The sequence below is a fragment of the Acinetobacter lwoffii genome (assembly GCF_022809915.1).
GTDB lineage: Bacteria > Pseudomonadota > Gammaproteobacteria > Pseudomonadales > Moraxellaceae > Acinetobacter > Acinetobacter lwoffii_M.
Window position 1 is genome coordinate 42,636 of sequence record NZ_JALGQY010000011.1, and the last position, 26,344, is coordinate 68,979.

The following is a 26,344-nucleotide window of genomic DNA, read 5'->3' on the forward strand; positions in this document are numbered from 1 at the left end:
AAAATTTATTAAAACGGCAGAACACAATCGATGTTGTATTTATGGATGCCTGAAGCCAATGGGGTTTGGCAATGGTCAACTGGGGAATTCTGGAACACTGCAGCCACACTTGAGCAGCTGATTCAGGATATACAGGCTCATCATGGCGAAGAGGCGGTGGTGTTTTTTCCGAGCCGTCATGTGCAAATTTTGCAGCAGACCTTGCCTAAGAGCCAATATAAGAAAATGGGCAATGATGGCATCAAATATTTGCTCGAAGAATACGTGGTGCTGCCGGTAGATGCCATGAAAGTGCTGCATCATTTTCAGCAGCCGGATCAGATCAGCATTATGGGGATTGCGAATTCTACGCTTGAGACCTTGCAACATGCTTTAAGCCTGATCCCAGTCAAGCTGGCAGCTTTGTTACCGGACTTTTTGGTGCTGCCGGTTCCTGATGCCAATCAGCGTGTGATTGCGCAAATCGGTGGACGTTTGCTGGTGCGCGAGTCGGAATATATCGGCCAGTCGCTGGATGATCTAAGCCTTTATCTGGATTATCAGCCCAAGGATCTCAGCTATAAGGTGAGCAATCTGAATCAGGAGCAGTTGAGTAGTCTTGAAGCACTGGTCACTCAGGAGCAACTGGAGTCTTTCCAATATGGAATTCCTGTACTGAAAAAACCGAAACAGCATCCGTTTAATGTCTTGCCTAAAGCAAAATCCAATGGCGCTATTTCCGGCTACTGGAAAGCCTGCGCGGCGGTTTTTCTGGGTATTTTAGTATTGCAGTTTAGTTATGATGCTGTGCGCTGGTATCAATATAAGAAAGTGGCGAATCAGACCGCCGCGCAAGCCATCGACCAGTTTAAATACTGGTTTGGACAAAATTATCCGGTCACTGAGCAGAATATCAAAAGTCAGTTTGAAGGGCAGTTGCGTCAAAGCCAGATTGCAGATACGCATGCATTGCAGCTGATTAGTCGGGTGGGGCCAGTCTTGATGCAAAATCAGATTGTGGCACAACGGGTGAATTATGATGCTTCTGTGTTAAGTATGGAGCTTAAGGCCAATTCATCAGAAACGTTAAATGCACTGACCACACAATTAAGCCAGCAAGGCTTTAAGGTGGAGCTGGGGAATATTCAGGCCAGCGGAACAGCTGCGATCGGACTGGTGAGGATTCAATAATGAAAGGCATTGAAGCGCTACAAAATCGTATGGATCAGTCTTTTGAAAAACTGAGTGATTATCTGGACAGCTTGTCGGTACGTGAACGGGTAATGGTGATTTTTACCACTGTTTTTGTGATTGTGGCGGCAGTCGGTTCTGCACTCTGGTATATGCATCAGGCGGCAGATACCCAGCAAAAACGCTTAAATCAGCTGAAAGATACCATTGTTTGGATGCAAAGTAATGCAGTAACCATGAAACCGGCTGGGGACACCCAACTGGATGCAGCGGAGAAAGTACAGCGAGTCGCACAGCAGCAAGGATTGTCGGTGGCTTCCCAGCAAATGGAAGGAAAAATTCAATTGGCGGTCATGCATGAAAATTATGCAGTACTGGCAAATTTCCTGACTCAGCTGGCACAAATGGGGCTAAGTATCGAGAAAATGGAACTAAATAATGAGGCAGGACAGATTAAATTAACGGCGACCATACAATAAACGGTAAAAATAAAGATTTGCAAAGCATGGTTTTTTTGTCAGCCTATGCCTATAATATGCCGACTTAAAAAGCAGTAGACTTTTCTGGATATGTTGTATTCTCTAGCCCGCCCTTTGTTGTTTTCTTTAGCACCAGAGCGTGCACATGAGCTGACATTATCACTATTGAAATCATCCCATAAAATGGGCTTGATGCGTCAAAACGTTGCTGCGAAACCTGTGACCTGTATGGGAATCGAATTTCCCAATCAGGTAGGTCTTGCGGCAGGTTTGGACAAAAATGGTGCCTATATTGACGCCCTTGCCGGTCAAGGTTTTGGTTTTATTGAAATTGGCACCATTACCCCGCGACCGCAAGCCGGTAATCCTCATCCGCGTTTATTCCGTTTGCCACAGGCCAAAGCCATTATTAACCGTATGGGCTTTAATAATGATGGTGTGGATCAGCTGGTTGAAAATGTCAAAGCGGCCAAATTTAAAGGCATTCTCGGTATTAATATCGGTAAAAACGCTGATACTCCGGTAGAAAAAGCAGTAGATGATTACCTCATCTGTTTAGAAAAAGTCTATAATTATGCTTCTTATATTACCGTCAATATTTCTTCTCCCAATACCAAAAACCTGCGCAGCCTGCAAAGTGGTGATGCACTCACCGAACTGCTGGAAACGTTGAAAAACCGTCAGCTTGAATTAGCTCAGGAATACCAGCATTATGTACCTTTGGTACTGAAAGTGGCGCCTGATCTGGATAACAGCGATATTGCCTTTATTGCCAAGCAGTTATTGCAATTCAAGATTGATGGCCTGATCGTGACCAATACCACACTGTCACGTGAAGGTGTAGAGGGTCTGGAGCATGCAGAGGAAGCGGGCGGTTTGTCTGGCGCGCCAGTATTTGAGAAAAGTACCGCATGTCTGGCTGCATTTGCTGCGGTATTAAAAGGACAAATTCCATTGATTGGTGTGGGTGGTATTCTTTCAGGTGCAGATGCTGTTGCCAAAAAACAGGCAGGCGCCAGCCTTGTACAGGTTTATAGTGGCCTCATCTATACTGGACCTAAACTTGTAAAAGATTGTGTAGACGCACTTTAAATCCTATGAATGCCATTGATATCTTTCTACTGATTATCTTGCTCATTGGAGGGCTCAACGGTTTGCGTCAAGGATTTATTAAAGCCTTTGCGAACTTAGTGGGATGGATCTTTGCCCTGATTGTTGCGGCAAAATATTCAACGCTACTTGCGCCGTCTATGGTTGCTCTGAGTACAGATCCAGTTGTACAAAAGATTGCGGCCTTCGCCTTTATCGTCCTGCTGATCGTAGTTCTGACCTGGATCGTTACTGCACTGTTGAATCGTATTTTAAAGAGTCTTAAACTGGGTCCTCTCAACCGTCTGGCGGGTGGTGTCTTTGGTAGCCTGAAAGGTTTGCTGATTGTTCTGATTACCATGCAGGGAATTGGCCCGTGGGTAGAAAGCTCACCTCACTGGAAACAGTCCAAGTTTATTCAAGCCTTATTGCCTTATGCACCTTGGGCGACTCAAATGTCGAAAGAAGCCGCGAATGGCGCACTACAACATATCAAGCCTGAAGGGACATCGAAACCTTCAGCTTCATCATCTGAAACATCGTCCAAGTCTGGAGCTGCAGATGAGTCTACAAATAATCCTTTTTATTAATCCTAGCTTGTCTGCGAGGTTGCTATGTGTGGAGTAGTTGGTATAGCTGGTAAATCACCCGTTAACCAAATGTTGTTTGATGCATTAACGATGTTACAACATCGTGGACAAGATGCAGCTGGGATCGTGACATGTGATGAAGGACGTTTATTCCTGCGCAAAGACAATGGTATGGTGCGTGATGTATTCCATACCCGTCATATGCGTGCTTTGAAAGGAAATTACGGTATTGGTCATGTGCGTTATCCAACAGCCGGTTCATCGAGCAGTGCTGAAGCACAGCCGTTTTATGTGAACTCGCCGTACGGGATTACCTTGGCACATAATGGTAACCTGACCAATGCCGAAGAAATTCATGATGACCTGTTCAAAACTGACTTGCGTCATATGAACACTGATTCTGATTCAGAAGTCCTGTTAAACGTGTTTGCGCATGAACTGCAAAAACATGGCAAACTGGTGCCAACGTCGGAAGATATTTTCCATGCGGTAACACGTGTGCATGAGCGTTGCAAAGGTGCTTATGGCGTGGTGGCGATGATTACCGGTCAGGGTCTGGTGGGCTTCCGTGATCCAAATGGTATTCGTCCATTGATCTACGGTTCACGTGAAACTGAACAGGGTATGGAATATATTATTGCTTCTGAATCTGTTGCGATTACTGCGCTGGGCTTTAAAGTTGAGCGTGATATTCTGCCAGGTGAAGCGGTATTTATTGATTTAGAAGGTAATTTCTTTACCAAGCAATGTGCCGTAAATGCCGAATATCGTCCTTGTATTTTTGAATACGTTTATTTTGCCCGTCCAGATGCCATTATTGATGGAATCTCGGTGTATAAAGCACGTTTAAAAATGGGTGAGAAACTGGCGCAAAAAATTCTGCGTGAGTGGGGTGAAGAGCATGATATTGATGTGGTGATTCCGATTCCGGATACTTCACGTACTTCAGCGCTAGAACTTGCCAATATGCTGGGTGTGAAATTCCGTGAAGGTTTCATGAAAAACCGCTATATCGGCCGTACCTTTATTATGCCGGGACAGCAGCTGCGTAAAAAATCGGTACGTCAGAAACTCAACCCGGTTGAGCTTGAGTTTAAAGGTAAAAACGTACTGTTGGTGGATGACTCGATTGTCCGTGGTACGACCTGTAATGAAATTATCCAGATGGCTCGTGATTCTGGCGCGAAAAAAGTATTCTTTGCGTCTGCAGCACCGATGGTGAAATATCCAAACGTTTACGGTATTGATATGCCGGCAAAATCTGAGCTGATTGCATCGGAACGTAGCGTAGAAGAAATCCGTGAAATTATTGGTGCTGACCGTCTGATTTTCCAGGATCTGGAAGATTTGAAAGATGCGGTAAGAACCACCAAAGTACCGGATGTCAAAGACTTTGATTGTTCAGTCTTTGATGGCATCTATGTTTCGGGCGGTATTGATGCGCAATATCTGGATGATCTTCAGCAAAAACGTAGTGACAGTGCCATGAAAGAAAGCAATTATATTGATGTCAATATTGATGCAGCCTCAGTGGATTTGACTGGTGTACGCGAAGTCTAAGTAGTTAAAATCATCATGAAAAAGCGGGAATTTCCCGCTTTTTTGTTTTATGATGAGCCCATTGAAAATTATCATTTTAGGGTTCTGCATTGCGAAACGTAGGATACGATTTTATAAAAAACAAAAATATAGTACTACCTGTAAGTTTTTGCCTGATTGCAATTCTGTTGACTATTTTTATTATTAATACCGTTGTTGGTCTCTTTGTCTTTTATACTGATCCTAGCCAGTCAATCTTCTGGCATGTGCTGAGTCCTTATCTGATTGCTTTGCTGTTATGTGCCATGATGATCTCGGTCATCTACGAGTTTTATATTTTTCGGAATGGTGGTTATTCACTGGCGAAGCAGTTGGGTGCGCGTCGGTTGAGTCCGATGGACAGTATTCCCGAAGAAAGTGCTGCATTGCACATTAACCAACAGTTGGCAGAGACTTTTCTGATTGATGTTCCTGCAGTATATGTGCTGCCCGATGAAGTCGGTGTCAATGCGCTGACGGCGGGTTTTAGTCCGCGGGATACCGCAATTATCCTGACTTGGGGTGCGATACAAACACTGGATAAAGTCGAGCTGTATGGCTTGCTCAGCCATGAATTCAATAAAATCCTCTCTGGTGAAGCTGCAGAAAATACCCGTTTGAAAATTCTGTATAGCAGTCTAACCACGTTTAGTCAGTGTGGCAGTAAGATTGCCAAGTCCGGTTTTTATCGAGCGGGTAGTCCCCGTGAAAACAAGTTTGAAACTTTCTATGTTGCAGTCGGTGCGGTGATCTGGCTGATTGGTAGTTTGGGCGTATTGATTTCCCGTTTTATTAAATATATTTCACTGGGTGGTCGGACCTATAAAAATGATCGAAAGACCCGTCGCCTGATTCAAAATGATGCCAATATCCAGACTTTACTCAGAATCCATGTGCATCATTCTGGCTCCCAGATTTATAGTGAATATGCTGAATCCATTTCACATATGTGCTTTGCCAATTCCTTGAGCCCACAAAACTGGCTGAATATTCATCCCAATATCAATCAGCGGATTTATGAATTAAATCCTGCCTTGATTCAGGACTTACAGCTTGAGAATCTGAAAAAACTCAAAAATCAGCCTTTGTTTAGTTTGTTCCGTTCTTTAGAAGAAGTGGTGCCTGAAACTGCAATGAGCTGGAGCTCGCCACAGCCTTTGCCATTATTGCGGCTGTCTCCGATCAGTTTTGCGATTAAAGATGCGATCAAACCACTGAATCCGGAACTTCGGCTCAAGATGCCACGTCCGGAACTGATTGAGCGTGCATTACAAACCGCAACTGGTTCTCGTGAAGTGATGGTCGCCATTTTAATGATCCGTCAATATCGTGAATTTATTCCGACTGAGGCTGAAGTTAGCCGTGCCATTGTAGATTCATTGCTCAATCTGGACGGGCGGGTGCATATCTCGATTTTCCAGCAAGCTTGTAACAATATTGGTGGCATGCCGACAACTGTTGCACGCCAGTTTTTGATGAAGCTGGCACGGATTATTCAGGAAGATGGCGAAATTGGCCTGTTGGATGCATTATTACTGGAATGTGTGAAATACGAACTGAATTTGCTTCCTGCACATACGCCTACAGCACTCGATGAAGTCAAGCCACAGATTGTGCGTTTGATCGACGCCTTGCTGCATGTACAGCAGATTAATAGCGGCAACCAGCTTGAGGTGCGGGAGCGGATTTTAAACCGGATTCTGACCGTTCAGGAACTGGACTTATATAATGAAATTTCTGATGATCCGATTGATCTAGCAGAAATCCTGAATGATATTGCGGGGCTGTTATTGCGTGATCGTCTCAGTATTTTAGGTATTGCAGAAGCCTGTTTGTGGAGTGACCGTATCGTGACACAGGATGAGCTGGACGTGATGGAGCTGTTGTATTGGCGCTTGGGTTTTGAGGCAGAGCAAGTCGTTCAGCAAATGTTAAAGAAGAACAGTTTAACCATTCTGTAGAAAATAAATGAGAACGCGCAGCTTTAGCCGGAATCTGTTATAACAGCAGGAATGGTTTAATTGTGTATTAAAAATACGGTTTTTAGCATGCAGCTAAACTTTGTACTAGAATCCATCAGGAAAAAAAGAAAAGCTGAAAAAGTTCGGCAAAGCACAGGCAATCCGGCTAAAATGTTCAGCCTGAAATTGGTGATGATGAAAAGATGATTGGGCATCAGCGTGACATACTGGCAACATTAGGAATCGATCTTTGGATTCCTAGGGATAGCGCATGTCAGCCGCACCAGGTTTCGATCTGGCGTGATCAGGCTGCACCTGAATTTCACACCCATATCGTCTTACCACAGCCTGCTTCCGTAGAGGCTTTGGCTGATCTACCGATTCCTGAGCCAGAGCCAATTGTTACGCTTAAGGTTGATACACCACCTGCGGCACCGACTCACATTGCACCTGTTCAGGAACAGCGTGAAATCGTACAAATCCCGCCATTCAGTTTGCAGGCTTTAAGTCTGGCACATTGCAGTATCGTGATTGATGCAACTGCAATGACCGAAGACACCCAGAATTTATGGGGCAATATCCAGCGTACAGTCCCAGGTGAGTTTCATGAGCTGAACTGGCCATTTCCCTGGGCCAATGTTCAGGATGGACGTGGTGTAGAATCCTATATTCAGGGCTTTCTAGATGGAATGAGTGCAGAGAAAAATATTATTTTCCTGGGGCCTGTAGCGCATATATCAAACACGAAAATGATCCAGTTGGCATCTTTACAAGAAATGCTGGATCAACCAATTCTAAAAAAACGTTTATGGCAGTTTATGCAAAATAGGACTGTCAGTCTGGAATAATCTTGCTGTGGAATAAAAATAGATGAAACAAAAAGTGGTTGTATTTAGTCAAATTGATGCTGATATTCAAAACAAGCTGGAACAAAATTATCAGGTGAGTTACATACAACCCAAGCTGGGCGATGTGAATCAACAGCTTTTACAGCAGGTTCAAGATGCTGATGGCATGATTGGCGCAGGGCGTTTGCTGAATCGTGATAATCTGACTAGTGCCACCCGATTAAAAATTATCTCCAGTGTCAGTGTCGGTTATGACAACTATGAACTGGATTATTTAAATGAAAAGAAAATCTATCTGAGCAATACGCCGCATGTGCTGACTGAAACCACTGCTGACCTGGCTTTTACTTTACTGATGTCAGCAGCACGCAAAGTAGCTTATCTGGATCAATGGACTAAGCAGGGACAATGGCAGCGTACCGTGGGCGAAGCACAATTTGGCATGGATATTTTTGGAAAAACCCTGGGAATTATTGGTCTTGGTCATATTGGAGCAGCAATCGCACGTCGTGGTTTTTATGGTTTTAATATGAATATTCTGTATCATAATCGCCGGGAAAAACCAGAACTCGCTCAAGGGTTGAATGCGCAATATTGCCAGCTTGATGAACTGTTACAGTGTTCTGATTTTGTGGTCGTTGCAGTAGATTTGAATGCGGATTCCAAAGCCCTGATTGCAGCAGCGGAATTGGCGAAAATGCAATCCCATGCAGTATTGGTCAATATTTCACGTGGCTCGGTCATTGATGAACAGGCATTGATTGCAGCTTTAAAAGCTAAGCAGATTTTTGCTGCCGGTCTGGATGTGTATCAGAAAGAGCCGTTAAAAGAATCGGAATTATTCCAGTTGGATAATGTGGTTACATTGCCACATGTGGGTTCGGCCACTGCAGCCACCCGTAAAAAAATGGCAGAACTGGCCTATCAGAATCTTGTTGATGCCTTGGAAGGACGAGTGCCCCGTTATGTGGTCAATCCGAAATTTTAAAATGCATCTGATTCGTCGTTTAAATGGTATTAAAAAATAACATTTTCTTGCGTCTCTGCTCATTGTTCAATGCTATATTCAAGACACATTAGATTGGCAGGATTAGAGATTTTTCATTGAAACGATTGGCGCTGGCGTGTAGCTTAAGTCTGTATATGGTAGCAGGGCACAGCTCTAACCATGATTTTAATCAAGCAAATGTACAATTTTCTGTGCCTGATATTGGTACAGGCGTCGGCTTACTCGATCAACAAAAAGAAAAAATGATCGGTGAAAAAGTCTATCGTGAAGTGCATAAACAAATGCCGGTCCTGCAAAATCCATGGCTTGAAGATCAGCTGCTTTCAGTATTTTCTCATATCCTGAGTCAGACTCAATTGCAACAGCCGATCGGTTTGCTGGTTATTAATGACCCGCAAATTAATGCCTTTGCTGTACCAGGTGGTCTTTTTGCACTTAATGCTGGTCTGATTAATTCAGCCCGAAACATGGATGAAGTGGCAGGAGTGATGGCACATGAAATTGCACATGTCACACAACGTCATTACAGTCGCTCTCAGGATGCCTTTAAAGGGCAAGGTTTACTGGCGCTAGCTGGAATTCTCGTCGGTGCTTTGGTCGCTTCTCAGGCAGATGGTGATGTCGGCACAGCGGTCATGATGGGTTCACAGGCAGCACTTATGGATAAACAGCTCACTTATAGCCGTAATCAGGAGCGTGAGGCAGACCGGATTGGTATGCAATATATGTATCGTGCCGGCTATAACCCGCATAGCATGGCAGACTTCTTTGAGGTCATGCATCGCTCGACCAGCCGATTGAGCTTTCTGCCAGATTTCTGGTTCACTCATCCACTCACCACAGAGCGTATGAGTGAGGCGCGTTTACGTGCCAACCAGCTTCCTGCGGTGAAACGCAATCTCAATGATCAAGACTTTGAAATTATCAAGTGGTATAGCAGGGTATTGTCTGGTCAGACCAATGCAGAGCAGCTTATCCTGATGGACCGGCAAAATAATTTTGCAGGCCAGCTTGCCTTAACTGCCTATCAAATACAGCAAAGTGATTTTCAGGCCGCGCAGGCTACTTTAAATCGAGCAAAAAAGCATAATCAGATGCATCCTTTGCAGGTTTTATTTCAGACCGATATTTATTTAGCGCAGAACCAGCTTGATGCTGCCTTGAAAAGTGTAGCGTCAGCAGCGCGGATCATGCCGGAGAATCGAGCGCTCAATTATAAATATGCAGAAGTGTTGATTCGTGCCAAGCAACCTGATCAGGCAAAAATTTTAGTGCAGCGATTTTTAAATGCCAATTCACGGGATGTGAGTGGCTGGCGACTGATGCAGCTTGCTGCCAATGTAGAGCCGGATTCGCCGATCAAGGCTGCTAATGTGCTGCGCTATCGTGCAGAAGTAGAATATTGGTCAGGGTATGAAGAAACTGCGATCAAATCATTATTACATGCACAGCGTAGCGTAAAGAATAATCAATCTTTATCGTCCGCCATTCGCCAACGTCTGAAACAGATGCAGCAGGCACATCAATATAAGATTTAAAGCTGAACTGGGTTTTAAGTTTTTGTATCAGGATGTTATGGCAAGAATATATTCAATCAGGCTACAATCTTTCTAAATATTAGTGTGATTAAATCCGAAGCATGATATGAAAAAAATACTATTGGGCGTGTGTCTACTGGGGTGGAATTATGGGGTTTTTGCTGCGAGTGCAGTTGAATATGTAGAAGCGGTAGAACGAATTAATGCGGATTATAAAAAGGAATCGCGTCAATTTTTAAGTGGTTTAAATCCGCAGCAACAGGGATTTAGTCCTGAGCAGAATGCAAAATTTTGTGGAATAGTAGGACGCTATGTTGATCGTTTATATCAAGCCGCTGACCAGAATCGTGCTTATCTGGATCGTAAGTTTCAAAATATGAGTAAACAGGATGTAATTGTAGAAATGAAATCGTCTAAAGAGATGCAATTACTTAAGCGTTATCAGGTCGATTGTAATTTGCAATAAGAATACGTCAGGAACTGTCTTTGATTAAAGGCAGTTCAACGTTAAAGAGGAAATGCTAGAAAGTAGGGATTAAGCAAGTTGCGCTTTGATTTTGGCGGAAACTTGTGCAGGATCGGCGCGCCCGGCTATGAGCGGACGCAGAGAATTCATCACCTTACCCATATCTTTCATGCTAGTAGCTTGTTGCGCTGCAATAGCTTGCGCAATCATGGAATCAAGTTCTTCCTCAGTCATAGCTTCTGGTAGAAACTGAGACAAAATCTCAATTTCGGCTTGTTCCTTACTAGCTAAATCATCTCGGCCAGCGCCTGCAAAGGCTTTAACCGATTCTTTACGTTGTTTAATTTGTTTTTCAATGACCGCAAGAACCTGAGCGTCGTCAAGTTCTTTGCGCTCATCGACTTCGATTTGCTTAATTGCTGCCTGTAGACTACGAATGACCGTCAGCTTGGACATTTCTTTGGCACGCATTGTTGCTTTCAAAACATCCGTGATTTGGTCTTTTAAAGTCGTCATTATTTATTCCAGGCAATCAATCACAAATTAATCTTAGTAAAGGCGAGTCGTACGTACTGATTCACGCGCCAATTTCTTTTGGTAGCGTTTAACAGCAGCAGCTTTTTTGCGCTTACGTTCTTGAGTTGGTTTCTCGTAGAATTCACGCTTACGTACGTCAGCAAGAACACCCGCTTTTTCGCATGAACGTTTGAAACGACGGATAGCTACGTCTACTGGTTCGCCTTCTTTCAATTTAACTTGTGGCATGAAGAATCCTCATATCAGTTAGGGTAAGATCTCGGGCTGAATTGCCCTCAATCACAAGTGAAGGTCAGTATTTTACTCATTTACATCTCATACCACAAGTCTATAATAGTTGCTGCAATAGAATTGATACAGGTTATAGGCAGTTTAATGATCGTTTTAGGCTTGGAAACGTCGTGTGATGAAACAGGACTTGCGCTGTATGACAGCGAGTTGGGTTTGCGCGGACAGGTGCTTTATAGCCAGATTAAACTGCATGCAGAATATGGCGGTGTAGTTCCAGAGCTGGCGTCACGTGATCATGTGCGTAAACTGATTCCACTCATCAATGAGCTGCTTGAGCAGAGCGGCGTGAGCAAATCAGAAATTGATGCAGTGGCATATACCCGTGGCCCAGGTCTGATGGGCGCACTCATGACAGGTGCATTGTTTGGTCGTACTTTGGCCTTTGCGCTGAATAAACCCGCAATTGGTGTGCATCATATGGAAGGTCATATGCTGGCACCTTTGTTGTCAGAAACTCCACCTGAGTTTCCATTTGTTGCATTGTTGGTATCAGGTGGGCATTCACAACTTATGGCAGCTTATGGCATTGGCCAGTATGAACTCTTGGGTGAATCTATTGATGATGCGGCAGGCGAAGCCTTTGATAAAGTCGCGAAGATGATGGGTCTGCCGTATCCAGGTGGTCCAAATATCTCCAAACTGGCGGAGCAGGGTGACCCGAATGCCTTTGCATTCCCGCGTCCAATGCTGCATCAAGGCCTAGAATTTTCATTCAGTGGTTTAAAAACAGCTGTTTCTGTACAGATGAAAAAACTTGGTGATGAAAACCGCGATGCCGATATCGCTGCCAGTTTTCAGGAAGCCATTGTCGATACTCTGGTGAAAAAGTCGGTGAAAGCACTGAAGCAAACGGGGCTTAAACGCCTGGTGATTGCGGGCGGTGTTAGTGCCAACAAGCGTTTACGTGAGCGTTTAGAAGCAGATTTAGCCAAGATTCGTGCATCTGTTTATTATGCTGAACCTGCACTCTGTACAGACAATGGTGCCATGATTGCTTTCGCGGGCTATCAGCGTCTCAAAGCAGGACAGCATGATGGCTTGGCTGTGACGACAACTCCACGTTGGCCAATGACGGAACTGACTAATCCGACTGAGGCATAGATTTCAGGCTTGAAGAAAAGAGGCTTAGGCCTCTTTTTTATTGTGAATTTTTAAATGAAAACTTATAGCAACGGTATGTTGTAAATATATAGTTTTATAGCTGTATTTAGAACTCTTATATTCTATTGAAACTGGAAAAATAGTTTAATAGCTTAAGTTGATATCATGCATATTTTTACAGGTTTGCAGCAGAGGCAATCTCGAATGGAAAATATAAATTTCAAAAGTTTTCAGGATGCTGGAGAGGCGGTGTTAAAGTTTTTGCATCAGCATTTTGGCTTTAATTTATGGATGATCACCCGGGTAGAAGGCCAAGACTGGATTGTACTGCAAAGTGAAGATCATGGTTATGATATACGACCCGGTCAAGTGTTTCAGTGGGCTGATTCTTTTTGTTCTCATATGGTCGCAGGTAAGGCCCCGAGAATTGCCCCCCGCTCTGAAGAAATTCCTTTATACGCCACAGCGCCGATTAATCAGCAGGTCTGTATAAAATCTTATATTGGTCAGCCACTCCTTAAAGAAGATGGCAGTTTGTTTGGAACGCTCTGTGCGATTGATCCAGAAACCAAATCAGAAGCTATTGTGCAAGATATACAACTGGTCGAGTTGTTGGGACAATTACTCAGTTCGATCTTGCAGGCAGAATTACGTCAGAGTGAGCAGATGAGACAGCATGAATTATTGCAGGAAGAAGCCAGTAAAGATGAATTGACCGGGCTCTATAATCGTCGCGCTTGGGAAAAACTGCTGCGAGCAGAAGAAGAGCGTTGCAAGCAATATGGTCATCCCGCCGCTGTATTATTTATTGACCTGAATGACCTAAAAAAAGTGAATGATAATTTAGGTCATGATGAAGGTGACAAACTGATTCAAAATGCAGCGCAAATATTACGAGATAATGTACGGATCAATGATATTGTTGCTCGTTTGGGTGGTGATGAGTTTGTGATTCTTAGCGTGGAAAATGATGAAACGGGTACTGAAAGTTTAGTGGATCGTTTAATTAATGCCTTTGCAGCAGCAAACATTGGCGCAGCGATTGGTATGGCGATGCGTCATCCTGGTCATGGTTTATTTGCAGCGCTCGCACAAGCGGATCAGAACATGTTTGAATATAAGCGTCGGAAAAAATTCAGTGAATCCGTGACCAATCTAAAATAATTGACGCTTTAAATCTTCTGTAAATAATTAAGTATTTCATATTATAAAAATGATCATTTTCTATGTTCTAAAGTCATCCTATCTTTTAATATTCTCCTTCATACCTATGTGTAGAAGTTGGACATGATTCTCCATAAAAAGAAAATTCAATCCATCTTTAACTTAACCATTACAAATTTTATAAGCTTTGTTGCAAAGTAAATTGACCTAATTAAATGCGCTTTAATCGTGTTGAAAAGTGACTCTGGTAAGGACCGAGCTTCAAATAAGCACTTCATTTCTTATGATAATTGTTGTTTGAAATATACATTAAAATTACAGAACCAAAAATTTCTTTGTTTAAAAATAAAGCGCTATCTAAGGATAAAACTGGTTGCCAAGAAAAAACATTACCGGCAGAAATAGCATTTGAGCTGTTCAGTTTCGAGATGGCCAATCTTTAGTGATCACCAAATAAAAATGCAAAGAAATTTTAGGGAATAAATTTTATAAAAAAGCAGATTTCTATCTTTGGACTTGCTCTTGTTTCGGGTTTAATGAGTGCCTGTGGCGGTGGTGAGGGAAGTAGCTCAGACAGTCCTACTGTCACTACACCTCCAAATGTTCCTAAGGAAAGTATTTCCCCTGAGCTTTCAGAGGAGTTTGTCCCGTTTGAAGATCAGGATATTGTAAAGAAAATTCGCGATAAAATTTCCGGAAATACCAGTAATGATACCGACTATAATGTTGCTCTAGGTCACATGATTGGAGAAGTATTCGCAGATTATCCTTATGGGCGTACTGCACGTATTATCAAAATTTATAATTTGGGCATCAATAGTATTAAATATCCAAATCTGATCTGTTCGGAAGTCAATACCACTGGTTCGGTCAAAACCCTGAAATTAAAAACAGATAAAGATAACTGTATTATTCTGGATAAAACTTACCGTAAAGGCTCAAACATTACTCAGACGGTGAATGGTGACACGACGACTTTAAGCTTTAGCAATGTCCGTTATGGTTCAAATGTAGATTTTAATCTCAAGGACGACTACCTGATTTCTGGCACAATTGTGCATCGTAAAACTAAAAATGAAATGGGTGAATCCGAATCTTATCAAATCGATCAGTTGGAATTTCAGCGTATCGCCGAGACCGGTCAGGCAGGTACTTCTGGAATCGCGTTTGATACAAAGAGCAAAGAATATCTGCAGGTGCGTAATTATAATTACAGCTTGGTCGATGATTATGGCAGTGGCAGTAATGGGATTCGTACCTTAACCAGTCGTGGTACGATTATCGGTCAGCCTGATCTGGCAGATTATCGTTACAGTTTTGATTTTAATACCACGACACCATTTAAAATGGATGAAACCGTATTAAATAACTATAAGCATTTGCCAAAAGAGGGCGTGCTTAGAATTAAGGACAGCGATGATCAGGTAATTGAGGTCAAACAGAACCAGCCTGAATCATTGAAGGCTACTGTTTATTTCAATGGCAGTGAAATTGATGACCTGCTATGGTCTACCATTATCGGTGATAAACAATAATTCGAGATGTCAAAAAAGCCCTGTATTTCCAGGGCTTTTTTTATTATTGATTGGGGAGAAGTCTTTATTACAAAACTATTTTGAATAGCCGTGCTAATAAATCAGGTAACTGTAGCATCCAATAACAATTCGGCGGGATAAACCGCTTGCCATGAAGTTTTAAACTGTTTATGCACTTGGTCAATTGGGAAAGTACTGAGTTTTGCAATATTTTGCGCTTTTTGAATATTGTCGGCGCGCATATATGCAATCAAATAGTCCTGACCATGAAGTTGCAGATAGAACCAGGACTCGACATGAACCTGTTCAGCCTTAAGCGTTTCAATTACTTCGTCTTGACGTGCTTTCAAAGTACGCTGCCAGTCATGAACTTGCTGCATGTGTAAGGGCTTAAGTTGAATGAGAACTGCGCCGACATCCATAATTTTAATTTTCTTTTGAGTATCATCATTATATAAATGATTTATATGAAAAAAGGGACCTGAACCGGTCGCTTTTAAGTTCTTAAGAGGCATTTAGTTGGGTTGAACCAATCCAGTGCTTGGAAAACTGATAGGCAGCACGTCCTGAACGTTGACCGCGTGCCTGACACCAGCGTAGGGCTTCAGCACGGGTTTCTGGCGTGAGTTCCATGCCTGCCTTTTTGAGGTAATGTTCGACAATTTCCAAATACAGGTTCTGATCCATTGGATAGAAAGACAGCCATAAACCAAAGCGGTCAGACAGTGAAATTTTTTCTTCAATCGCTTCCTGAGGATGTAATTCAGTATATTGCGGCACATCAACTCGGGTAACGGGCGTATTTTCATGCATGAATTCGGGTAATAAATGACGACGGTTACTGGTCGCATAAATCACAAAATTGCTGGAACCGGACTGTAAAGAACCATCCAGAACACTCTTTAAACTGCGATAATTTTCATCTTCGGCATTAAAGGCCAGATCATCACAGTAGACAATAAACTTCTCTGGACGCTCTGCAATGAGTTGCTGAATTTGAGGCAGATCGGATAAATCATCCCGTTCGATTTCAATTAATCGTAACCCTTGATCTGCATACTCGGTGAGTAGGGCACGAACAATGGAGGATTTACCCGTACCGCGTGAACCGGTCAGTAAGACATCATTGGCAGGTAAGCCGTTTAAAAACTGCAACGTGTTCTGGATGACTTTTTCTTTTTGTCGCTCAATCCCTTTTAAATCGGCCAGTTCCATCTGTCTAAGCTGATGAATCGGTTTGAGTTCACCCTGTTGCCACTTATAGGCATGGGCAGAAAAATCAGGAATTTGTTTCAGTTCGGGCAGACTTTGCTGAAGTTGCTGCAGAACAGTCGAAAGGGTATTTAAAATATGGTCAGGTAACTCAATTTTCGCCATGATTTAACATTACAGATTTAAAATTATGGCTAAGATAGTACCATTGCAAAATTCACAGTCAAAGCCGGCAAAGTATGATAATTTGCTTAAAGTAGAGAATTTTCGTTATTGTAGAGGATAGAAAATTTGTACATATTTTCTGGCTCTGGGTACTAGCTGTATCAAGAATAAATATAGGGAAGAAGGCAGATGCTGTTTAAAGATTTTACTCAGGATATTAATCCACATCAGGCCTATCGTATTAAAAAGCTCAAGCAGCAGCTGCAACAGGCTGAGTCCTATGAGGAATGGAAATATATCGCCCTGAAAATAGATGAAGAATCAGGTGCACAGGAATGGAAATTTGATAACAGTTCACCCTACTTTGATGCAGAAGTGATCGCACATCGTCTGGGTAAATTACGACGCTATCGACAACAAAAGCGCACCCGTGACCTGATGTATATTTTGCGCGAAGGCCTGAGCTACGATATTGCCAACATTGCCCATCCTCTACTGTTTACCGAAGCCTATGTGGGCACTAAAAGAATTATTGAAGATTATGTCGAAGAAGTCAGCCAAGGCTTAGCCTATATTGCTTCAATAGACTGTACCTGTCTCAGTATGGAAGAAAAAATCGAATATTTTCAGCATTGTCAGCGCGCCTATGGCCAGCCAGCCCTGATGTTTTCCGGTGGTTCGACGCTGGGTCTGTTTCATACTGGTGTATGCAAAGCCTTAATGGAGCAGGACTTGTTGCCGAAGGTAATGTCCGGTTCAAGTGCGGGTGCCATCATGACCGCCATGTTAGGTGTATCCAAACCTTCGCAATATATTGATATTTTGAAAGGCCATAATTTCTTTCATGAGGCTTTTCATTTCCGCACCATGAGTGAATTGATGAAAGGTAATGGTGGTCTGGCGGATGTAAAATATCTAAAAAAATTTCTGGTCGAAAATCTGGGTGATCTGACCTTCGAAGAAGCACTCAAAACATCAGGTCTGCATATCAATATTGCGGTTGCACCTTATGATGCTGGACAGGATGCACGCATTTTAAATGCCTATACTTCTCCGGATTTGCTGGTCTGGAGTGCGGTACTGGCGTCTTGTGCGGTGCCGGTTCTGTTTCCACCGGTTCGTTTGACCAGTAAGCGCTATGATGGTCAATATACGCCTTATATGGGTTCAACCCGCTGGGTGGATGGCAGCGTGCGCAGTGATTTTCCGCAGGAGAAAATGGCACGCCTGTATAATATCAATTATACCATTGCTAGTCAGACCAACCCGCATATCGTGCCATTCATGCAGGATGATATTTCACGTTTCCGTAAAGGTACTTTGAGCTGGCCACAACGAATTGTTCGCCGTCAGGGCGCGGTGATTACCAAAGGAATGATGGATTTCGCCCGGGAACATGCCGGTAGCTTGCCTCCTGTACGCCGTCTACTGGATCATGGCTATGGTGTAGTTGACCAGAGTTATTATGGTGATGTGAATATTGTCGGTAAATATAGCCTACGCCACTATAGCTATATGTTGCAAAATCCGCGGCCGTATCTGTTTAAAATTTTACAGCGTGAAGGGGAGCGGGCTACTTGGCCAAAAATCTCCCTCATTGAGACTCAGGAACGGGTCGGGAAAACTATTCAGCATTGTCTGGAGCTGCTAAATTATCAGCATACACTTAATCCAATACCTGAATACATTGCCACGACTTAATTTAGATCATCTCGATATTTCTGATTTTGAACTACGAACCAAAGCCCGTAGTCTGGGTTTTGGTCGGCGTCTTTATTATGCTGGAGGGCATGCGCTGTGGTTAAAAACCCAGATACCAAATAGCTCTAATACTTTAAAATCATCTCCGCACGTTCAAGTAGGCTGGCAACATGAGCTGAATTTTTATCAGGCTTATGCCAGATCAAGCGATCTGAATTTTTTCCTTCCACATCAAATTATTCAACAACCTTTCACGATTAATCACGAAAACTTTGAACAGGCCTTGATTCTGGTCGATGCGCCGGCGCATTTTCAGGTCATGCCGCATCAGCAATCTATCACGCAAATTTGGCAACATTTGCTGCAAGCTGTGGAGCCTTTAATCTGTCTGCAAGAATTGGGTTATTTGCATGCCGATTTAAAGCAGGAGCATTTTGTAAATAATCAGGGCAGGGTTTGCCTGCTTGATTTTGAGCATGTTCAAACACTCCATCAGAATGGCCTGCATGAACTGAATGCGACACCGCGTTATATGGCACCTGAACTGTTTCAAGGCCAAGCTAAAAGCTTACAAAGTGAAGTTTATGCTTTGGGTGTTATTTTTTATGAGTGGTTGAGTGGTCAGCGTTTACAGGCGACAGATTATCTGGATTGGGCCTTTTTGCATTGTCAGCGTCTGAAAGTTAAGTTACCGCAGCACTTACAGGCTTTTCAAGGCTTATTAGAAGAAATGTTAAGTAAGCAGAAGCAGCATAGATTGGCCGATTTTCAAGCGGTTAAAGACTACTTAATGACTGAAATTGAATGAGAAAAATACAATAAAACTCGGATTGTTTCTTATTTAATCAAACGAGTGTTTTTTTATGATAAACGGCTTGTCAGCTGGAAATGATCTCTATAATATACACAGCCATTGGGGACGTGGCGAAATTGGTAGACGCACTGGATTTAGGTTCCAGCGCCGCGAGGTGTGAGAGTTCGAGTCTCTCCGTCCCCACCAATCGATATTTGGGTAACTGGATATTGGGTGGAAGTAGAGGATTGGTGTAATGGTAGCATGACGGTCTCCAAAACCGTTCGTCAAGGTTCGAATCCTTGATCCTCTGCCAAAGTTTGAAAAAAATCCAACGCTAAGTTGGTACCCTGATGGGGACGTGGCGAAATTGGTAGACGCACTGGATTTAGGTTCCAGCGCCGCGAGGTGTGAGAGTTCGAGTCTCTCCGTCCCCACCAATCGATATTTGGGTAACTGGATATTGGGTGGAAGTAGAGGATTGGTGTAATGGTAGCATGACGGTCTCCAAAACCGTTCGTCAAGGTTCGAATCCTTGATCCTCTGCCAAAGTTTGAAAAAAATCCAACGCTAAGTTGGTACCCTGATGGGGACGTGGCGAAATTGGTAGACGCACTGGATTTAGGTTCCAGCGCCGCGAGGTGTGAGAGTTCGAGTCTCTCCGTCCCCACCAATCGATATTTGGGTAACTGGATATTGGGTGGAAGTAGAGGATTGGTGTAATGGTAGCATGACGGTCTCCAAAACCGTTCGTCAAGGTTCGAATCCTTGATCCTCTGCCAAAGTTTGAAAAAAATCCAACGCTAAGTTGGTACCCTGATGGGGACGTGGCGAAATTGGTAGACGCACTGGATTTAGGTTCCAGCGCCGCGAGGTGTGAGAGTTCGAGTCTCTCCGTCCCCACCATCATATTAAAGCAAGGCAAATGCCTTGCTTTTTTATTGCCTGAAATTTGAGGGCGGTTTTTTTAGTATCAGATTTTTGCTGTCAAGATTGATGAACATCAATGCGTTCTGGGCTTAAATTATCTAGCGAATGATTGCAAGGGCAGGGCTTTAGTAAATTTCATTGTATTGCTGCAATAATTCATGCGATCTGTATATTCAATAATTTAAATGTTATATGGATCAGTCCCATGGTGTCTAACAATTTTATATATTGGTCTAAATAGAGCAGTATTTGCTCAATAGGGAATTAACTGATTAATTTTTGATATAAAAGTATTTAGCTTTTTATAGAACTACTTGTGAATCAGGTCTGATCGCTATAATATACACAGCCATGGGGATATGGCGGAATTGGTAGACGCACTGTGTTCAGGTCGCAGCGCCTTCTGGGCGTGAGAGTTCGAGTCTCTCTATCCCCACCATACATTATATAAAATCAATAACTTACAATGCTTTGGTGCATATTTGGTGCAACCCTTACTTTTAAGAGTTGCTTCTCGGTCTTCCAGTTTTTCTAGATTTAGCCATTTTTTCAATATCAGATCGATTCCATCGAGAGCGCTGTCCATCTTTCGACACACGTTTTGGCATTTTACCATCACGATCAAGCTTTCTCACATATTCTGCTGAATATCCCAAAACTTTTGCTGCTTCAGCGGTATTTAGTGTCAAAGGCTTCTTGTCTACAATTTCTTCCAGGCGCTCGACTTTCTCAACCAGATATTGATTCTGAGATTTAAGCTCTTCAAACATGGCGAAAATCTCAGGCATCCATCGGCTTGAGCCAACTTCCATTAGGACACCTCCAATCTTTTACCTGCTGCGATTTCTGCATCTGTAGCGTGTCTATAGTTGACATCATGCACCCAGTAAGAATGCGCCATATCATGTGAAAATATTTTGATGCAATGCGCTTTCGATGTTCCAAGTTCCACCTTATGCAAGTAAGGCTCTCCATCCACACTTACCGCAACATCACCCGCTTCAAAAATATTGTGCTGGCGGCGGTATTCGAGAAGTTGATTATTCAGGAAGTCATCAAAACCCCATTCCTCTCCCTCGGCTTTTGCAGCCTCATACCCACCCAACCTCTCAATCAGCTTCAAGACACTTCTCCCAAACTCTTCACCACATCACTCGGCAACTTGCTCAAATAGCAGGTGAACAGGTGATACAACTTATCTGCATTACTTTCATCCACTGTGATAATCCCGCCAGTACCGCTTTTAACTCGTTGACGCGACCAGCCGCGCATGTGATAGGTGAACTCATTGTCATAATCCACCGCGTTTAAAATCGCGTTGAATGAGCCAACATCACCGGCAGACCATGTTTCGTTATATGGCTTGTCTTTGGCCACAAGGTTATCGATCTGAAGCTGGGCGAACTGCACGTTGGTTAATTGAATTTCAGTCATTGGCTGGCTCCTGTGCTTCGATCATGGCAGTTTCCAATACGGCTTTAGCGCCCAACTTAACTCCGTGATAAAATCCCTTATTCAAAGCGTCTTTAAAGTCTTTGGATTTACCAGCCCAACCATAAATAACTTGGCATTCCTTAAAAAGACCGAGTCCTTGGTTGTGTACTATGGCATCGGGGTGAACTCTCTCAACCAAAACAAATCCTTCCGGCATCGCTTGGGCTTCCTTACCACCCAAGTGCAACATACCAATACACGCGCACCAAGTCGTCCACTGGCGGTTAATGCTCTCAACACCATCTCCGGTGTATAGCTTTTTATCTTCATCAAAGCCAAACAGTTTTGCTTTTGGGTGCATCCCTTCAAAATCACCACGTCTTAAATCAATCTTCTGAATATCCATCACGCCACCTCATAGAAGCGCTTGGCTTCTTCAAAATTTGATGTGGTAAGTGGTGATGAGCCTTTTTTGTAGCATTTAACAATCTCACCATATTCAAAAACTTTGCATGCTGTTGGTAGGTCAAAGCACTGGTACATCGGCTCTTTAAACCAATCTTCCGTATAAAACATTTGTTCCTGATGTTCTTCATCTGTGCCTTCCCATTCTTGAACCTGAAAGTATTCATCAAATGATTCGATCATGAACTGATTACCTTCAGCCTTAGTCATTGCTCTGTAGCGAGCCAAAGCACGTTCAGCAATTTCTTTTGATGCAGCAGGTGACTGCCCATGCGGACTATCATCTTCAGGGCATATTCCTACGCACCACAATTTGTTATCTTCCATCACGCCACCTCGCCAAACGGCTTATATTTCTTAAATTCTTCAAACAATTGGGTTGCTGGCTTATTCAATCGGCCAGTGCCTGCAATCACCACATCACGCGGAAAGTTCTTATTCACCACTTCACAAAAGAAACGAACACCATGCTGATTGATCGCTGCTCTGTAGCCAATACTGAGCAGCCAGATAATGAATGCTTCAGTCATGAGCGGATGGACTAGAGTTGGTTTTTTCATATCAATCCCCTACAAACTGAGTGCCAGCACGGTAATATTCAGGCTGCGCCACCGGCTTATCCAAAACCTCAGTAGCCTTATATTCAGGATCGCCAATCGGCAAACCTTTCGCTTCACGCCATAATGAATAAACAGCTCGTATCATTTCATTGCGGTACATCAAGTTATCCAGCTTGCTAAAGTCAGGCTTGAAATACAGCTTTCCAAATTGCGACTCGAAATCAATCTGGTCGCGTGTAATGGTTGCGAAAGACAATATGTGAGTAGGGAGGATGCGCTCACCAATCCCGTCAACATACTCGTACTGGGTGTAAACCCCAAATACAGGATGTGTATACCCATCACATTTACGCTCTGTCACTTCGATGCGCTCACCGGTTGGGAGCCATGCCATATGTGTTGTCATGATGGTGCTCCTTGTGGTGGAGTTAGATCAGCCTTCTTGCTTGCACACTGAGCAATGATCTGCTGCTCATAATCGGTGCCTCGGAACTGTGAATAGATGATGCCAAGCTCTGCAATATCTTTCGTATTCCCGATGCGCTCCACAGCTTCTTGATATGCCTCAAGCAGTGCTTCTTCCTGAGATCGACCATCGTTAAGCCAAGCAAGTAGGCGCTGACCAGTTTCCTTTGTGATCTGCTCACCATCTGGATTGAATAGGCGGGTACGGTCCTTCGATGGAATAACAAAGTGATTGTCATGGACCACATCAAGAGCCACAGTCAATTCATACTCAAACCCTTCGCGCTGCTCAGACTTCATGCCTAATTTAAGAATCTTCTTACCTTCACCTTGCACTGTTTCAGTTTTGGCGCGTGTCGTGGTGATGATGTGCATATCGGTCTGCAAGATTGCATCAATGAACTTGCGGTGACGCGGTGTGGTGTCTGACCAAGCCGACCAAGTATTACCCTTAAATTTAGTTCGCGCTGTTAGGTCATTAATCTCTAAACAACCACCAGTTCCAGTCCATTCATGCGATGCGCTATCAATAATCAGCACGTCATAACCCATGTGGCAAGCAGCCTGAATAGCACCTGCATAACGCTCTGGGGTGAATGGTGGTTTTAAGGTCAGCGTGTCAAAAGTGAAGTCTGTAGCGTAAAGAGAAGCCGACTCATTTTCGGTATCAATCACCGCGATCCGCTCACCCAGACCACTACCCAAAAGTAATGCGCTGTAAGTCTTTCCACTACCAGATGGGCCACTCAGATTGAGCTTCAATTTTGCTTTTTTACGTTCCGCTTTGGTGAACGTGAAGTTTTCAATATTCATAACCTTCTCCTAAGCAGCCCACGAAACAAGATTAGATTTAATCTTCTCAAGTCGCGCCATGTTTTCACGTGCATATTGAATACGTGTGCTGTCTGAATATTTTTCATCAAGACAAAGGGAAATAATTTCCATGCCGCGACCTACATAAGTCAGAGTGATCGTGTTGCCTTCAACCTTGATCACATCATCAGCGGTGGACATGCTTTCCATTTCTTCTGCCAGGTGGATCAACTGGCTTTCAGCGCGGACTACTTCGATAGACTGGATTGCCGCACCACATCCACAGAATTGAGCGTAAGTGTTCATGACTTAACCCCCATGGCTTTATCTTTAAATGCCTTATCAATATTTTTCTTTTCAACTGGAACTACAGTCATGTAGCCATCAGTCAGTTCTTCAAGAAGCTTTCCAAAGCCTTGAATAGCCACAAGCATTGTTTTCTCGGTGGTTGCTGCTGGGCGACGAATCAAAATATCCATGGCTTCGAGCAATTCACGTTTTTCAGATGCATTCACTTCACACCCCCAGCAATCGCAGCATTAATTTTTTCAATCTCATAACGATCAACATAGGCATTCACAGTCTTGTCAAAATGCACCACGTTCAGAATGTCCAGAAACTCGACTGAGGCATCATCCAGCGCATACTCGACATAGATGCTGTATTCGTCAGCTTTGACAGTAGCAAAACAGGTTTCATGGCAAGTGCGTTTAAGCACTTCATATTTTTGAGCCGTGATAACCACTTGAGGATTATCATCAGCAACTTTGGCAGGCTGGAAAGCGTAAGCTACTGCTATCCCCGCGCTGATTGATGCTGCAATGAATGCAGACTTGAGAATATTGGATTTAGTTGTCATGGCTGCCTCCGAATACTTGACGAAGGGCTAGGCACATTAATTCAGCCTCCTCAAAGCTTTCGCAGACAATTGCTACAGTGTCATTGCTTCTATAAATCGCTGATTCTTTTTTTATGCTTGGCGCTTCAATACCATTGATTAAGATGGTGCGAGGTTTGAGGCGGAATTTAAAACGATCTGAAAAGAATAAGTTCGTCTCCAGACCAAAAGCATTACTCCATCCTAGAGATTTAAAGGTATTGCTGGTATCCATGTATTCAACATCTTGATCATTCGCCAAGGCAATCAGCGCTTCTTTCCCGCTAATCAACTTGCCTTCATCAACTTTTGTATTCATAATAATTTCACTCACTAGGGTGGGTCATGCCTCAGGTGGTTCGCAGCACGCTGGGGCTTTTCTTTGTTTCGATGAAATTAATATAACTTAAGTTATAAAGAAGTGTCAATAACATAGAGAATATTATTTATAATATTTGTTATAACGGTTGTAATAAAAAAGGCGCTACATGAGCGCCTTTATAATTTAGGGTATTTACATTGATCCGCCCTTCCAGCAGATGCGACCTTCAATTTCTATTTTTTCTCTAATTTCTTCTAGTGACAGTATGATGTCTGGGTATTGAACCTTGTCTGGATTATCCGATCTGATTACCCAGTGCGTCACCATATTGATAAGGCGTTTCACATAATATTGCTCATCAATACAAAGGAAATAAACCTTATTTGATTTTGGTGTGTTGTCGTGTGGATTAACTAAAAGCACCTGACCATCTTCAATAGAAGGGTACATGCTTTCGCCTTTCGCATAGATCACACGCAGATCATCTGGATTAGGTAAGCCTTGCTCTCTAATCCACTGTCGGCTAAATACCAGGCCACCCTTAACCTCCACGCTGTCTATGATAGAGCCACCGCCACATGAGCCATAGATATCAAACTGAGGGACAAGAATATATTCATCAACGCTTGGCTTTTCACCTGGGTTTTCACCACCGACCACAACAAAGTCATTAAGGCTTCCAGACTGCTTCTTTATGTACTCTTTCCCATAGATCAGGTAATCCACTGAGGTATTTAAAGCCTTCGCTACCTGAGCAATATATTTTGAGTTATCAGTCTCATTATTCTCAATTTTAGAAATAGCGGCTTGCGACACCTCTGACTTTTTAGCCAGTGCCGATTGTGACAATCCCAATCTAGTGCGTGCCTCTCTAACTCGATCACCGCAAGTTAAACCAACCATAAGAAGACCCATAACAAATAATTACCTGTGTAATAATTTAACGTAATTTAAAATAACATGGATTATTGACTTGTCAAAACAAAAGTTATAAATTATAACCTAAGTTATAAGGAAGGTCGTTCTATGAATTGGGAATCGATTATTAATCAGTTGCTGGAAAAGATGACCCAAAAGGAATTAGCGGCTTTGGCTGGTTGTTCTCAGCCGTTTATCTCTTTGCTGTCATCTGGTCAGCGAAAGAATGTGGATTATGAAACAGGGCAGAAACTTATTTCTCTTTGCGTAATTCATGAAGTTGAAACCACCAGAAACGAGAAAGCCCCAGCTACCGCAAATAGCTAGGGCTTT

Annotated in this window: 33 protein-coding genes and 8 tRNA genes; 24 read left to right on the top strand and 17 right to left on the bottom strand. The window is 43.1% G+C overall.

The genetic code is table 11. The features are described from left to right. Window positions 1–30: 30 nt before the first annotated feature. The 10 genes from gspL (at window position 31) to MTX11_RS07575 (ending at window position 10,728) form a co-directional block, all read left to right on the top strand. A complete protein-coding gene (gspL, locus tag MTX11_RS07530; protein ID WP_243474777.1) occupies window positions 31–1,170 on the top strand; it encodes a type II secretion system protein GspL in 1,140 nt (379 codons plus the stop codon). Continuing rightward, complete coding sequence (gspM, locus tag MTX11_RS07535) at window positions 1,170–1,649, top strand: type II secretion system protein GspM (protein WP_004280088.1); 480 nt, start codon at window positions 1,170–1,172, stop codon at window positions 1,647–1,649. Before gspL ends, gspM begins: the two co-directional genes overlap by 1 nt. 90 nt (window positions 1,650–1,739) lie before the next feature. Next, entirely contained in the window at window positions 1,740–2,741 is a 1,002-nt protein-coding gene (locus MTX11_RS07540) for a quinone-dependent dihydroorotate dehydrogenase (protein WP_243474778.1), read from the top strand. 5 nt (window positions 2,742–2,746) lie between these two features. Continuing rightward, window positions 2,747–3,328, top strand: a complete 582-nt coding sequence (locus MTX11_RS07545) for a CvpA family protein (RefSeq protein WP_005246742.1) — start codon at window positions 2,747–2,749, stop codon at window positions 3,326–3,328. Between the two features lie 24 nt (window positions 3,329–3,352). Further along, window positions 3,353–4,888 (top strand): amidophosphoribosyltransferase, encoded by a 1,536-nt coding sequence (purF, locus tag MTX11_RS07550; RefSeq protein WP_180038885.1) that lies wholly within the window; start codon window positions 3,353–3,355, stop codon window positions 4,886–4,888. An 89-nt stretch (window positions 4,889–4,977) separates the two neighbouring features. Then, on the top strand, window positions 4,978–6,867 hold the full coding sequence (locus tag MTX11_RS07555) for a M48 family metalloprotease (protein WP_243474779.1): 1,890 nt from the start codon (window positions 4,978–4,980) through the stop codon (window positions 6,865–6,867). 203 nt (window positions 6,868–7,070) lie between these two features. After that, window positions 7,071–7,715: a hypothetical protein gene (locus MTX11_RS07560; protein WP_243474780.1), complete on the top strand. Its 645-nt coding sequence runs from the start codon at window positions 7,071–7,073 to the stop codon at window positions 7,713–7,715. A 22-nt stretch (window positions 7,716–7,737) separates the two neighbouring features. Continuing rightward, window positions 7,738–8,703: a 2-hydroxyacid dehydrogenase gene (locus MTX11_RS07565; protein ID WP_243474781.1), complete on the top strand. Its 966-nt coding sequence runs from the start codon at window positions 7,738–7,740 to the stop codon at window positions 8,701–8,703. 116 nt (window positions 8,704–8,819) lie between these two features. Then, window positions 8,820–10,262 (top strand): M48 family metalloprotease, encoded by a 1,443-nt coding sequence (locus MTX11_RS07570; RefSeq protein ID WP_243474782.1) that lies wholly within the window; start codon window positions 8,820–8,822, stop codon window positions 10,260–10,262. A 106-nt stretch (window positions 10,263–10,368) separates the two neighbouring features. Next, window positions 10,369–10,728, top strand: coding sequence for a hypothetical protein (locus tag MTX11_RS07575; protein ID WP_243474783.1), 360 nt, complete (start codon window positions 10,369–10,371; stop codon window positions 10,726–10,728). Window positions 10,729–10,797: 69 nt separating this feature from the next. Here the strand turns inward: MTX11_RS07575 and MTX11_RS07580 are convergent, their stop codons facing one another. Further along, window positions 10,798–11,244: a GatB/YqeY domain-containing protein gene (locus tag MTX11_RS07580; protein WP_004280076.1), complete on the bottom strand. Its 447-nt coding sequence runs from the start codon at window positions 11,242–11,244 to the stop codon at window positions 10,798–10,800. A 33-nt stretch (window positions 11,245–11,277) separates the two neighbouring features. Next, window positions 11,278–11,493: a 30S ribosomal protein S21 gene (gene rpsU / locus MTX11_RS07585; protein ID WP_001136722.1), complete on the bottom strand. Its 216-nt coding sequence runs from the start codon at window positions 11,491–11,493 to the stop codon at window positions 11,278–11,280. A 147-nt stretch (window positions 11,494–11,640) separates the two neighbouring features. On the opposite strand from rpsU, the gene tsaD reads away from it, so the two are divergent. From tsaD to MTX11_RS07600, 3 genes are all read left to right on the top strand, one after another. Further along, the gene (tsaD, locus tag MTX11_RS07590; RefSeq protein ID WP_243474784.1) at window positions 11,641–12,657 is read left to right on the top strand and encodes a tRNA (adenosine(37)-N6)-threonylcarbamoyltransferase complex transferase subunit TsaD; all 1,017 of its coding nucleotides are present in this window, start codon (window positions 11,641–11,643) and stop codon (window positions 12,655–12,657) included. 204 nt (window positions 12,658–12,861) lie between these two features. After that, on the top strand, window positions 12,862–13,821 hold the full coding sequence (locus MTX11_RS07595) for a sensor domain-containing diguanylate cyclase (protein ID WP_004646617.1): 960 nt from the start codon (window positions 12,862–12,864) through the stop codon (window positions 13,819–13,821). 488 nt (window positions 13,822–14,309) lie between these two features. Then, a complete protein-coding gene (locus tag MTX11_RS07600) occupies window positions 14,310–15,356 on the top strand; it encodes a hypothetical protein (RefSeq protein ID WP_243474840.1) in 1,047 nt (348 codons plus the stop codon). A gap of 101 nt (window positions 15,357–15,457) precedes the next feature. Here MTX11_RS07600 and MTX11_RS07605 read toward each other — a convergent pair whose 3' ends face one another. Together MTX11_RS07605 and MTX11_RS07610 are read right to left on the bottom strand one after the other, a co-directional pair. After that, window positions 15,458–15,871, bottom strand: coding sequence for a DUF6176 family protein (locus MTX11_RS07605; RefSeq protein WP_338129135.1), 414 nt, complete (start codon window positions 15,869–15,871; stop codon window positions 15,458–15,460). Beyond that, the gene (locus tag MTX11_RS07610) at window positions 15,861–16,733 is read right to left on the bottom strand and encodes an ATP-binding protein (RefSeq protein ID WP_243474786.1); all 873 of its coding nucleotides are present in this window, start codon (window positions 16,731–16,733) and stop codon (window positions 15,861–15,863) included. The genes MTX11_RS07605 and MTX11_RS07610 overlap by 11 nt, the downstream gene beginning before the upstream one ends. A gap of 189 nt (window positions 16,734–16,922) precedes the next feature. On the opposite strand from MTX11_RS07610, the gene MTX11_RS07615 reads away from it, so the two are divergent. The 10 genes from MTX11_RS07615 to MTX11_RS07660 all read left to right on the top strand — a co-directional run bounded on the left by MTX11_RS07615 (window position 16,923) and on the right by MTX11_RS07660 (window position 20,596). Continuing rightward, window positions 16,923–18,434, top strand: coding sequence for a DUF3336 domain-containing protein (locus MTX11_RS07615; protein ID WP_243474787.1), 1,512 nt, complete (start codon window positions 16,923–16,925; stop codon window positions 18,432–18,434). Continuing rightward, window positions 18,421–19,242 (top strand): protein kinase domain-containing protein, encoded by an 822-nt coding sequence (locus tag MTX11_RS07620; protein ID WP_243474788.1) that lies wholly within the window; start codon window positions 18,421–18,423, stop codon window positions 19,240–19,242. The genes MTX11_RS07615 and MTX11_RS07620 overlap by 14 nt, the downstream gene beginning before the upstream one ends. Window positions 19,243–19,349: 107 nt before the next feature. Then, window positions 19,350–19,434, top strand: a tRNA-Leu gene (locus MTX11_RS07625). Between the two features lie 35 nt (window positions 19,435–19,469). Further along, window positions 19,470–19,543, top strand: a tRNA-Trp gene (locus tag MTX11_RS07630). 39 nt (window positions 19,544–19,582) lie between these two features. Next, window positions 19,583–19,667: transfer RNA gene (locus tag MTX11_RS07635), tRNA-Leu, on the top strand. A 35-nt stretch (window positions 19,668–19,702) separates the two neighbouring features. Next, a tRNA-Trp gene (locus tag MTX11_RS07640) sits at window positions 19,703–19,776 on the top strand. Between the two features lie 39 nt (window positions 19,777–19,815). Next, window positions 19,816–19,900, top strand: a tRNA-Leu gene (locus tag MTX11_RS07645). Window positions 19,901–19,935: 35 nt separating this feature from the next. Further along, a tRNA-Trp gene (locus MTX11_RS07650) sits at window positions 19,936–20,009 on the top strand. Window positions 20,010–20,048: 39 nt separating this feature from the next. Continuing rightward, window positions 20,049–20,133 (top strand) — tRNA-Leu (locus MTX11_RS07655). Between the two features lie 377 nt (window positions 20,134–20,510). Next, window positions 20,511–20,596: transfer RNA gene (locus MTX11_RS07660), tRNA-Leu, on the top strand. A gap of 61 nt (window positions 20,597–20,657) precedes the next feature. Here the strand turns inward: MTX11_RS07660 and MTX11_RS07665 are convergent. The 13 genes from MTX11_RS07665 to MTX11_RS07725 form a co-directional block, all read right to left on the bottom strand. Further along, a complete protein-coding gene (locus MTX11_RS07665) occupies window positions 20,658–20,969 on the bottom strand; it encodes a helix-turn-helix transcriptional regulator (RefSeq protein ID WP_243474789.1) in 312 nt (103 codons plus the stop codon). Further along, on the bottom strand, window positions 20,969–21,280 hold the full coding sequence (locus tag MTX11_RS07670; RefSeq protein WP_243474790.1) for a hypothetical protein: 312 nt from the start codon (window positions 21,278–21,280) through the stop codon (window positions 20,969–20,971). Before MTX11_RS07670 ends, MTX11_RS07665 begins: the two co-directional genes overlap by 1 nt. Further along, window positions 21,277–21,591 (bottom strand): hypothetical protein, encoded by a 315-nt coding sequence (locus MTX11_RS07675; protein WP_243474791.1) that lies wholly within the window; start codon window positions 21,589–21,591, stop codon window positions 21,277–21,279. The genes MTX11_RS07670 and MTX11_RS07675 overlap by 4 nt, the downstream gene beginning before the upstream one ends. Continuing rightward, the gene (locus MTX11_RS07680) at window positions 21,584–21,997 is read right to left on the bottom strand and encodes a hypothetical protein (RefSeq protein ID WP_243474792.1); all 414 of its coding nucleotides are present in this window, start codon (window positions 21,995–21,997) and stop codon (window positions 21,584–21,586) included. The genes MTX11_RS07675 and MTX11_RS07680 overlap by 8 nt, the downstream gene beginning before the upstream one ends. Beyond that, a complete protein-coding gene (locus MTX11_RS07685) occupies window positions 21,997–22,383 on the bottom strand; it encodes a hypothetical protein (protein ID WP_243474793.1) in 387 nt (128 codons plus the stop codon). The genes MTX11_RS07680 and MTX11_RS07685 overlap by 1 nt, the downstream gene beginning before the upstream one ends. Then, window positions 22,383–22,616, bottom strand: coding sequence for a hypothetical protein (locus tag MTX11_RS07690; RefSeq protein ID WP_243474794.1), 234 nt, complete (start codon window positions 22,614–22,616; stop codon window positions 22,383–22,385). The genes MTX11_RS07685 and MTX11_RS07690 overlap by 1 nt, the downstream gene beginning before the upstream one ends. A gap of 1 nt (window position 22,617) precedes the next feature. Next, window positions 22,618–23,022 carry a hypothetical protein gene (locus MTX11_RS07695; RefSeq protein WP_243474795.1) on the bottom strand — a complete coding sequence of 135 codons (405 nt, stop codon included), beginning with the start codon at window positions 23,020–23,022 and terminating at the stop codon, window positions 22,618–22,620. Next, a complete protein-coding gene (locus MTX11_RS07700; protein ID WP_243474796.1) occupies window positions 23,019–23,843 on the bottom strand; it encodes an ATP-binding protein in 825 nt (274 codons plus the stop codon). The genes MTX11_RS07695 and MTX11_RS07700 overlap by 4 nt, the downstream gene beginning before the upstream one ends. A gap of 60 nt (window positions 23,844–23,903) precedes the next feature. Next, window positions 23,904–24,200: a hypothetical protein gene (locus tag MTX11_RS07705; RefSeq protein ID WP_243474797.1), complete on the bottom strand. Its 297-nt coding sequence runs from the start codon at window positions 24,198–24,200 to the stop codon at window positions 23,904–23,906. Beyond that, window positions 24,197–24,409 carry a hypothetical protein gene (locus tag MTX11_RS07710; protein WP_243474798.1) on the bottom strand — a complete coding sequence of 71 codons (213 nt, stop codon included), beginning with the start codon at window positions 24,407–24,409 and terminating at the stop codon, window positions 24,197–24,199. The genes MTX11_RS07705 and MTX11_RS07710 overlap by 4 nt, the downstream gene beginning before the upstream one ends. Then, window positions 24,406–24,753: a hypothetical protein gene (locus tag MTX11_RS07715; RefSeq protein WP_243474799.1), complete on the bottom strand. Its 348-nt coding sequence runs from the start codon at window positions 24,751–24,753 to the stop codon at window positions 24,406–24,408. Before MTX11_RS07715 ends, MTX11_RS07710 begins: the two co-directional genes overlap by 4 nt. Then, window positions 24,743–25,090: a hypothetical protein gene (locus MTX11_RS07720; protein ID WP_243474800.1), complete on the bottom strand. Its 348-nt coding sequence runs from the start codon at window positions 25,088–25,090 to the stop codon at window positions 24,743–24,745. The genes MTX11_RS07715 and MTX11_RS07720 overlap by 11 nt, the downstream gene beginning before the upstream one ends. 195 nt (window positions 25,091–25,285) lie before the next feature. After that, complete coding sequence (locus MTX11_RS07725; protein ID WP_243474801.1) at window positions 25,286–25,996, bottom strand: XRE family transcriptional regulator; 711 nt, start codon at window positions 25,994–25,996, stop codon at window positions 25,286–25,288. Window positions 25,997–26,119: 123 nt separating this feature from the next. Between MTX11_RS07725 and MTX11_RS07730 the strand changes: the two genes are divergently transcribed. Beyond that, window positions 26,120–26,338, top strand: a complete 219-nt coding sequence (locus MTX11_RS07730; RefSeq protein ID WP_191112822.1) for a helix-turn-helix domain-containing protein — start codon at window positions 26,120–26,122, stop codon at window positions 26,336–26,338. Window positions 26,339–26,344: the final 6 nt, after the last annotated feature.

Bases quoted from the DNA above. Each gene is read 5' to 3' on its own strand.
- MTX11_RS07695 (WP_243474795.1), bottom strand. From the start codon at position 23,022: ATGACAACACATATGGCATGGCTCCCAACCGGTGAGCGCATCGAAGTG.
- gspL (WP_243474777.1), top strand. From the start codon at position 31: ATGTTGTATTTATGGATGCCTGAAGCCAATGGGGTTTGGCAATGGTCA.
- MTX11_RS07560 (WP_243474780.1), top strand. From the start codon at position 7,071: ATGATTGGGCATCAGCGTGACATACTGGCAACATTAGGAATCGATCTT.
- MTX11_RS07605 (WP_338129135.1), bottom strand. From the start codon at position 15,871: ATGCCTCTTAAGAACTTAAAAGCGACCGGTTCAGGTCCCTTTTTTCAT.
- purF (WP_180038885.1), top strand. From the start codon at position 3,353: ATGTGTGGAGTAGTTGGTATAGCTGGTAAATCACCCGTTAACCAAATG.
- MTX11_RS07610 (WP_243474786.1), bottom strand. From the start codon at position 16,733: ATGGCGAAAATTGAGTTACCTGACCATATTTTAAATACCCTTTCGACT.
- MTX11_RS07690 (WP_243474794.1), bottom strand. From the start codon at position 22,616: ATGAAAAAACCAACTCTAGTCCATCCGCTCATGACTGAAGCATTCATT.
- MTX11_RS07615 (WP_243474787.1), top strand. From the start codon at position 16,923: ATGCTGTTTAAAGATTTTACTCAGGATATTAATCCACATCAGGCCTAT.
- rpsU (WP_001136722.1), bottom strand. From the start codon at position 11,493: ATGCCACAAGTTAAATTGAAAGAAGGCGAACCAGTAGACGTAGCTATC.
- MTX11_RS07575 (WP_243474783.1), top strand. From the start codon at position 10,369: ATGAAAAAAATACTATTGGGCGTGTGTCTACTGGGGTGGAATTATGGG.
- MTX11_RS07595 (WP_004646617.1), top strand. From the start codon at position 12,862: ATGGAAAATATAAATTTCAAAAGTTTTCAGGATGCTGGAGAGGCGGTG.
- MTX11_RS07580 (WP_004280076.1), bottom strand. From the start codon at position 11,244: ATGACGACTTTAAAAGACCAAATCACGGATGTTTTGAAAGCAACAATG.
- MTX11_RS07540 (WP_243474778.1), top strand. From the start codon at position 1,740: ATGTTGTATTCTCTAGCCCGCCCTTTGTTGTTTTCTTTAGCACCAGAG.
- MTX11_RS07675 (WP_243474791.1), bottom strand. From the start codon at position 21,591: ATGACTGAAATTCAATTAACCAACGTGCAGTTCGCCCAGCTTCAGATC.
- MTX11_RS07705 (WP_243474797.1), bottom strand. From the start codon at position 24,200: ATGAACACTTACGCTCAATTCTGTGGATGTGGTGCGGCAATCCAGTCT.
- MTX11_RS07720 (WP_243474800.1), bottom strand. From the start codon at position 25,090: ATGAATACAAAAGTTGATGAAGGCAAGTTGATTAGCGGGAAAGAAGCG.
- MTX11_RS07545 (WP_005246742.1), top strand. From the start codon at position 2,747: ATGAATGCCATTGATATCTTTCTACTGATTATCTTGCTCATTGGAGGG.
- MTX11_RS07715 (WP_243474799.1), bottom strand. From the start codon at position 24,753: ATGACAACTAAATCCAATATTCTCAAGTCTGCATTCATTGCAGCATCA.
- MTX11_RS07665 (WP_243474789.1), bottom strand. From the start codon at position 20,969: ATGGAAGTTGGCTCAAGCCGATGGATGCCTGAGATTTTCGCCATGTTT.
- MTX11_RS07730 (WP_191112822.1), top strand. From the start codon at position 26,120: ATGAATTGGGAATCGATTATTAATCAGTTGCTGGAAAAGATGACCCAA.
- gspM (WP_004280088.1), top strand. From the start codon at position 1,170: ATGAAAGGCATTGAAGCGCTACAAAATCGTATGGATCAGTCTTTTGAA.
- tsaD (WP_243474784.1), top strand. From the start codon at position 11,641: ATGATCGTTTTAGGCTTGGAAACGTCGTGTGATGAAACAGGACTTGCG.
- MTX11_RS07565 (WP_243474781.1), top strand. From the start codon at position 7,738: ATGAAACAAAAAGTGGTTGTATTTAGTCAAATTGATGCTGATATTCAA.
- MTX11_RS07680 (WP_243474792.1), bottom strand. From the start codon at position 21,997: ATGGATATTCAGAAGATTGATTTAAGACGTGGTGATTTTGAAGGGATG.
- MTX11_RS07725 (WP_243474801.1), bottom strand. From the start codon at position 25,996: ATGGTTGGTTTAACTTGCGGTGATCGAGTTAGAGAGGCACGCACTAGA.
- MTX11_RS07685 (WP_243474793.1), bottom strand. From the start codon at position 22,383: ATGGAAGATAACAAATTGTGGTGCGTAGGAATATGCCCTGAAGATGAT.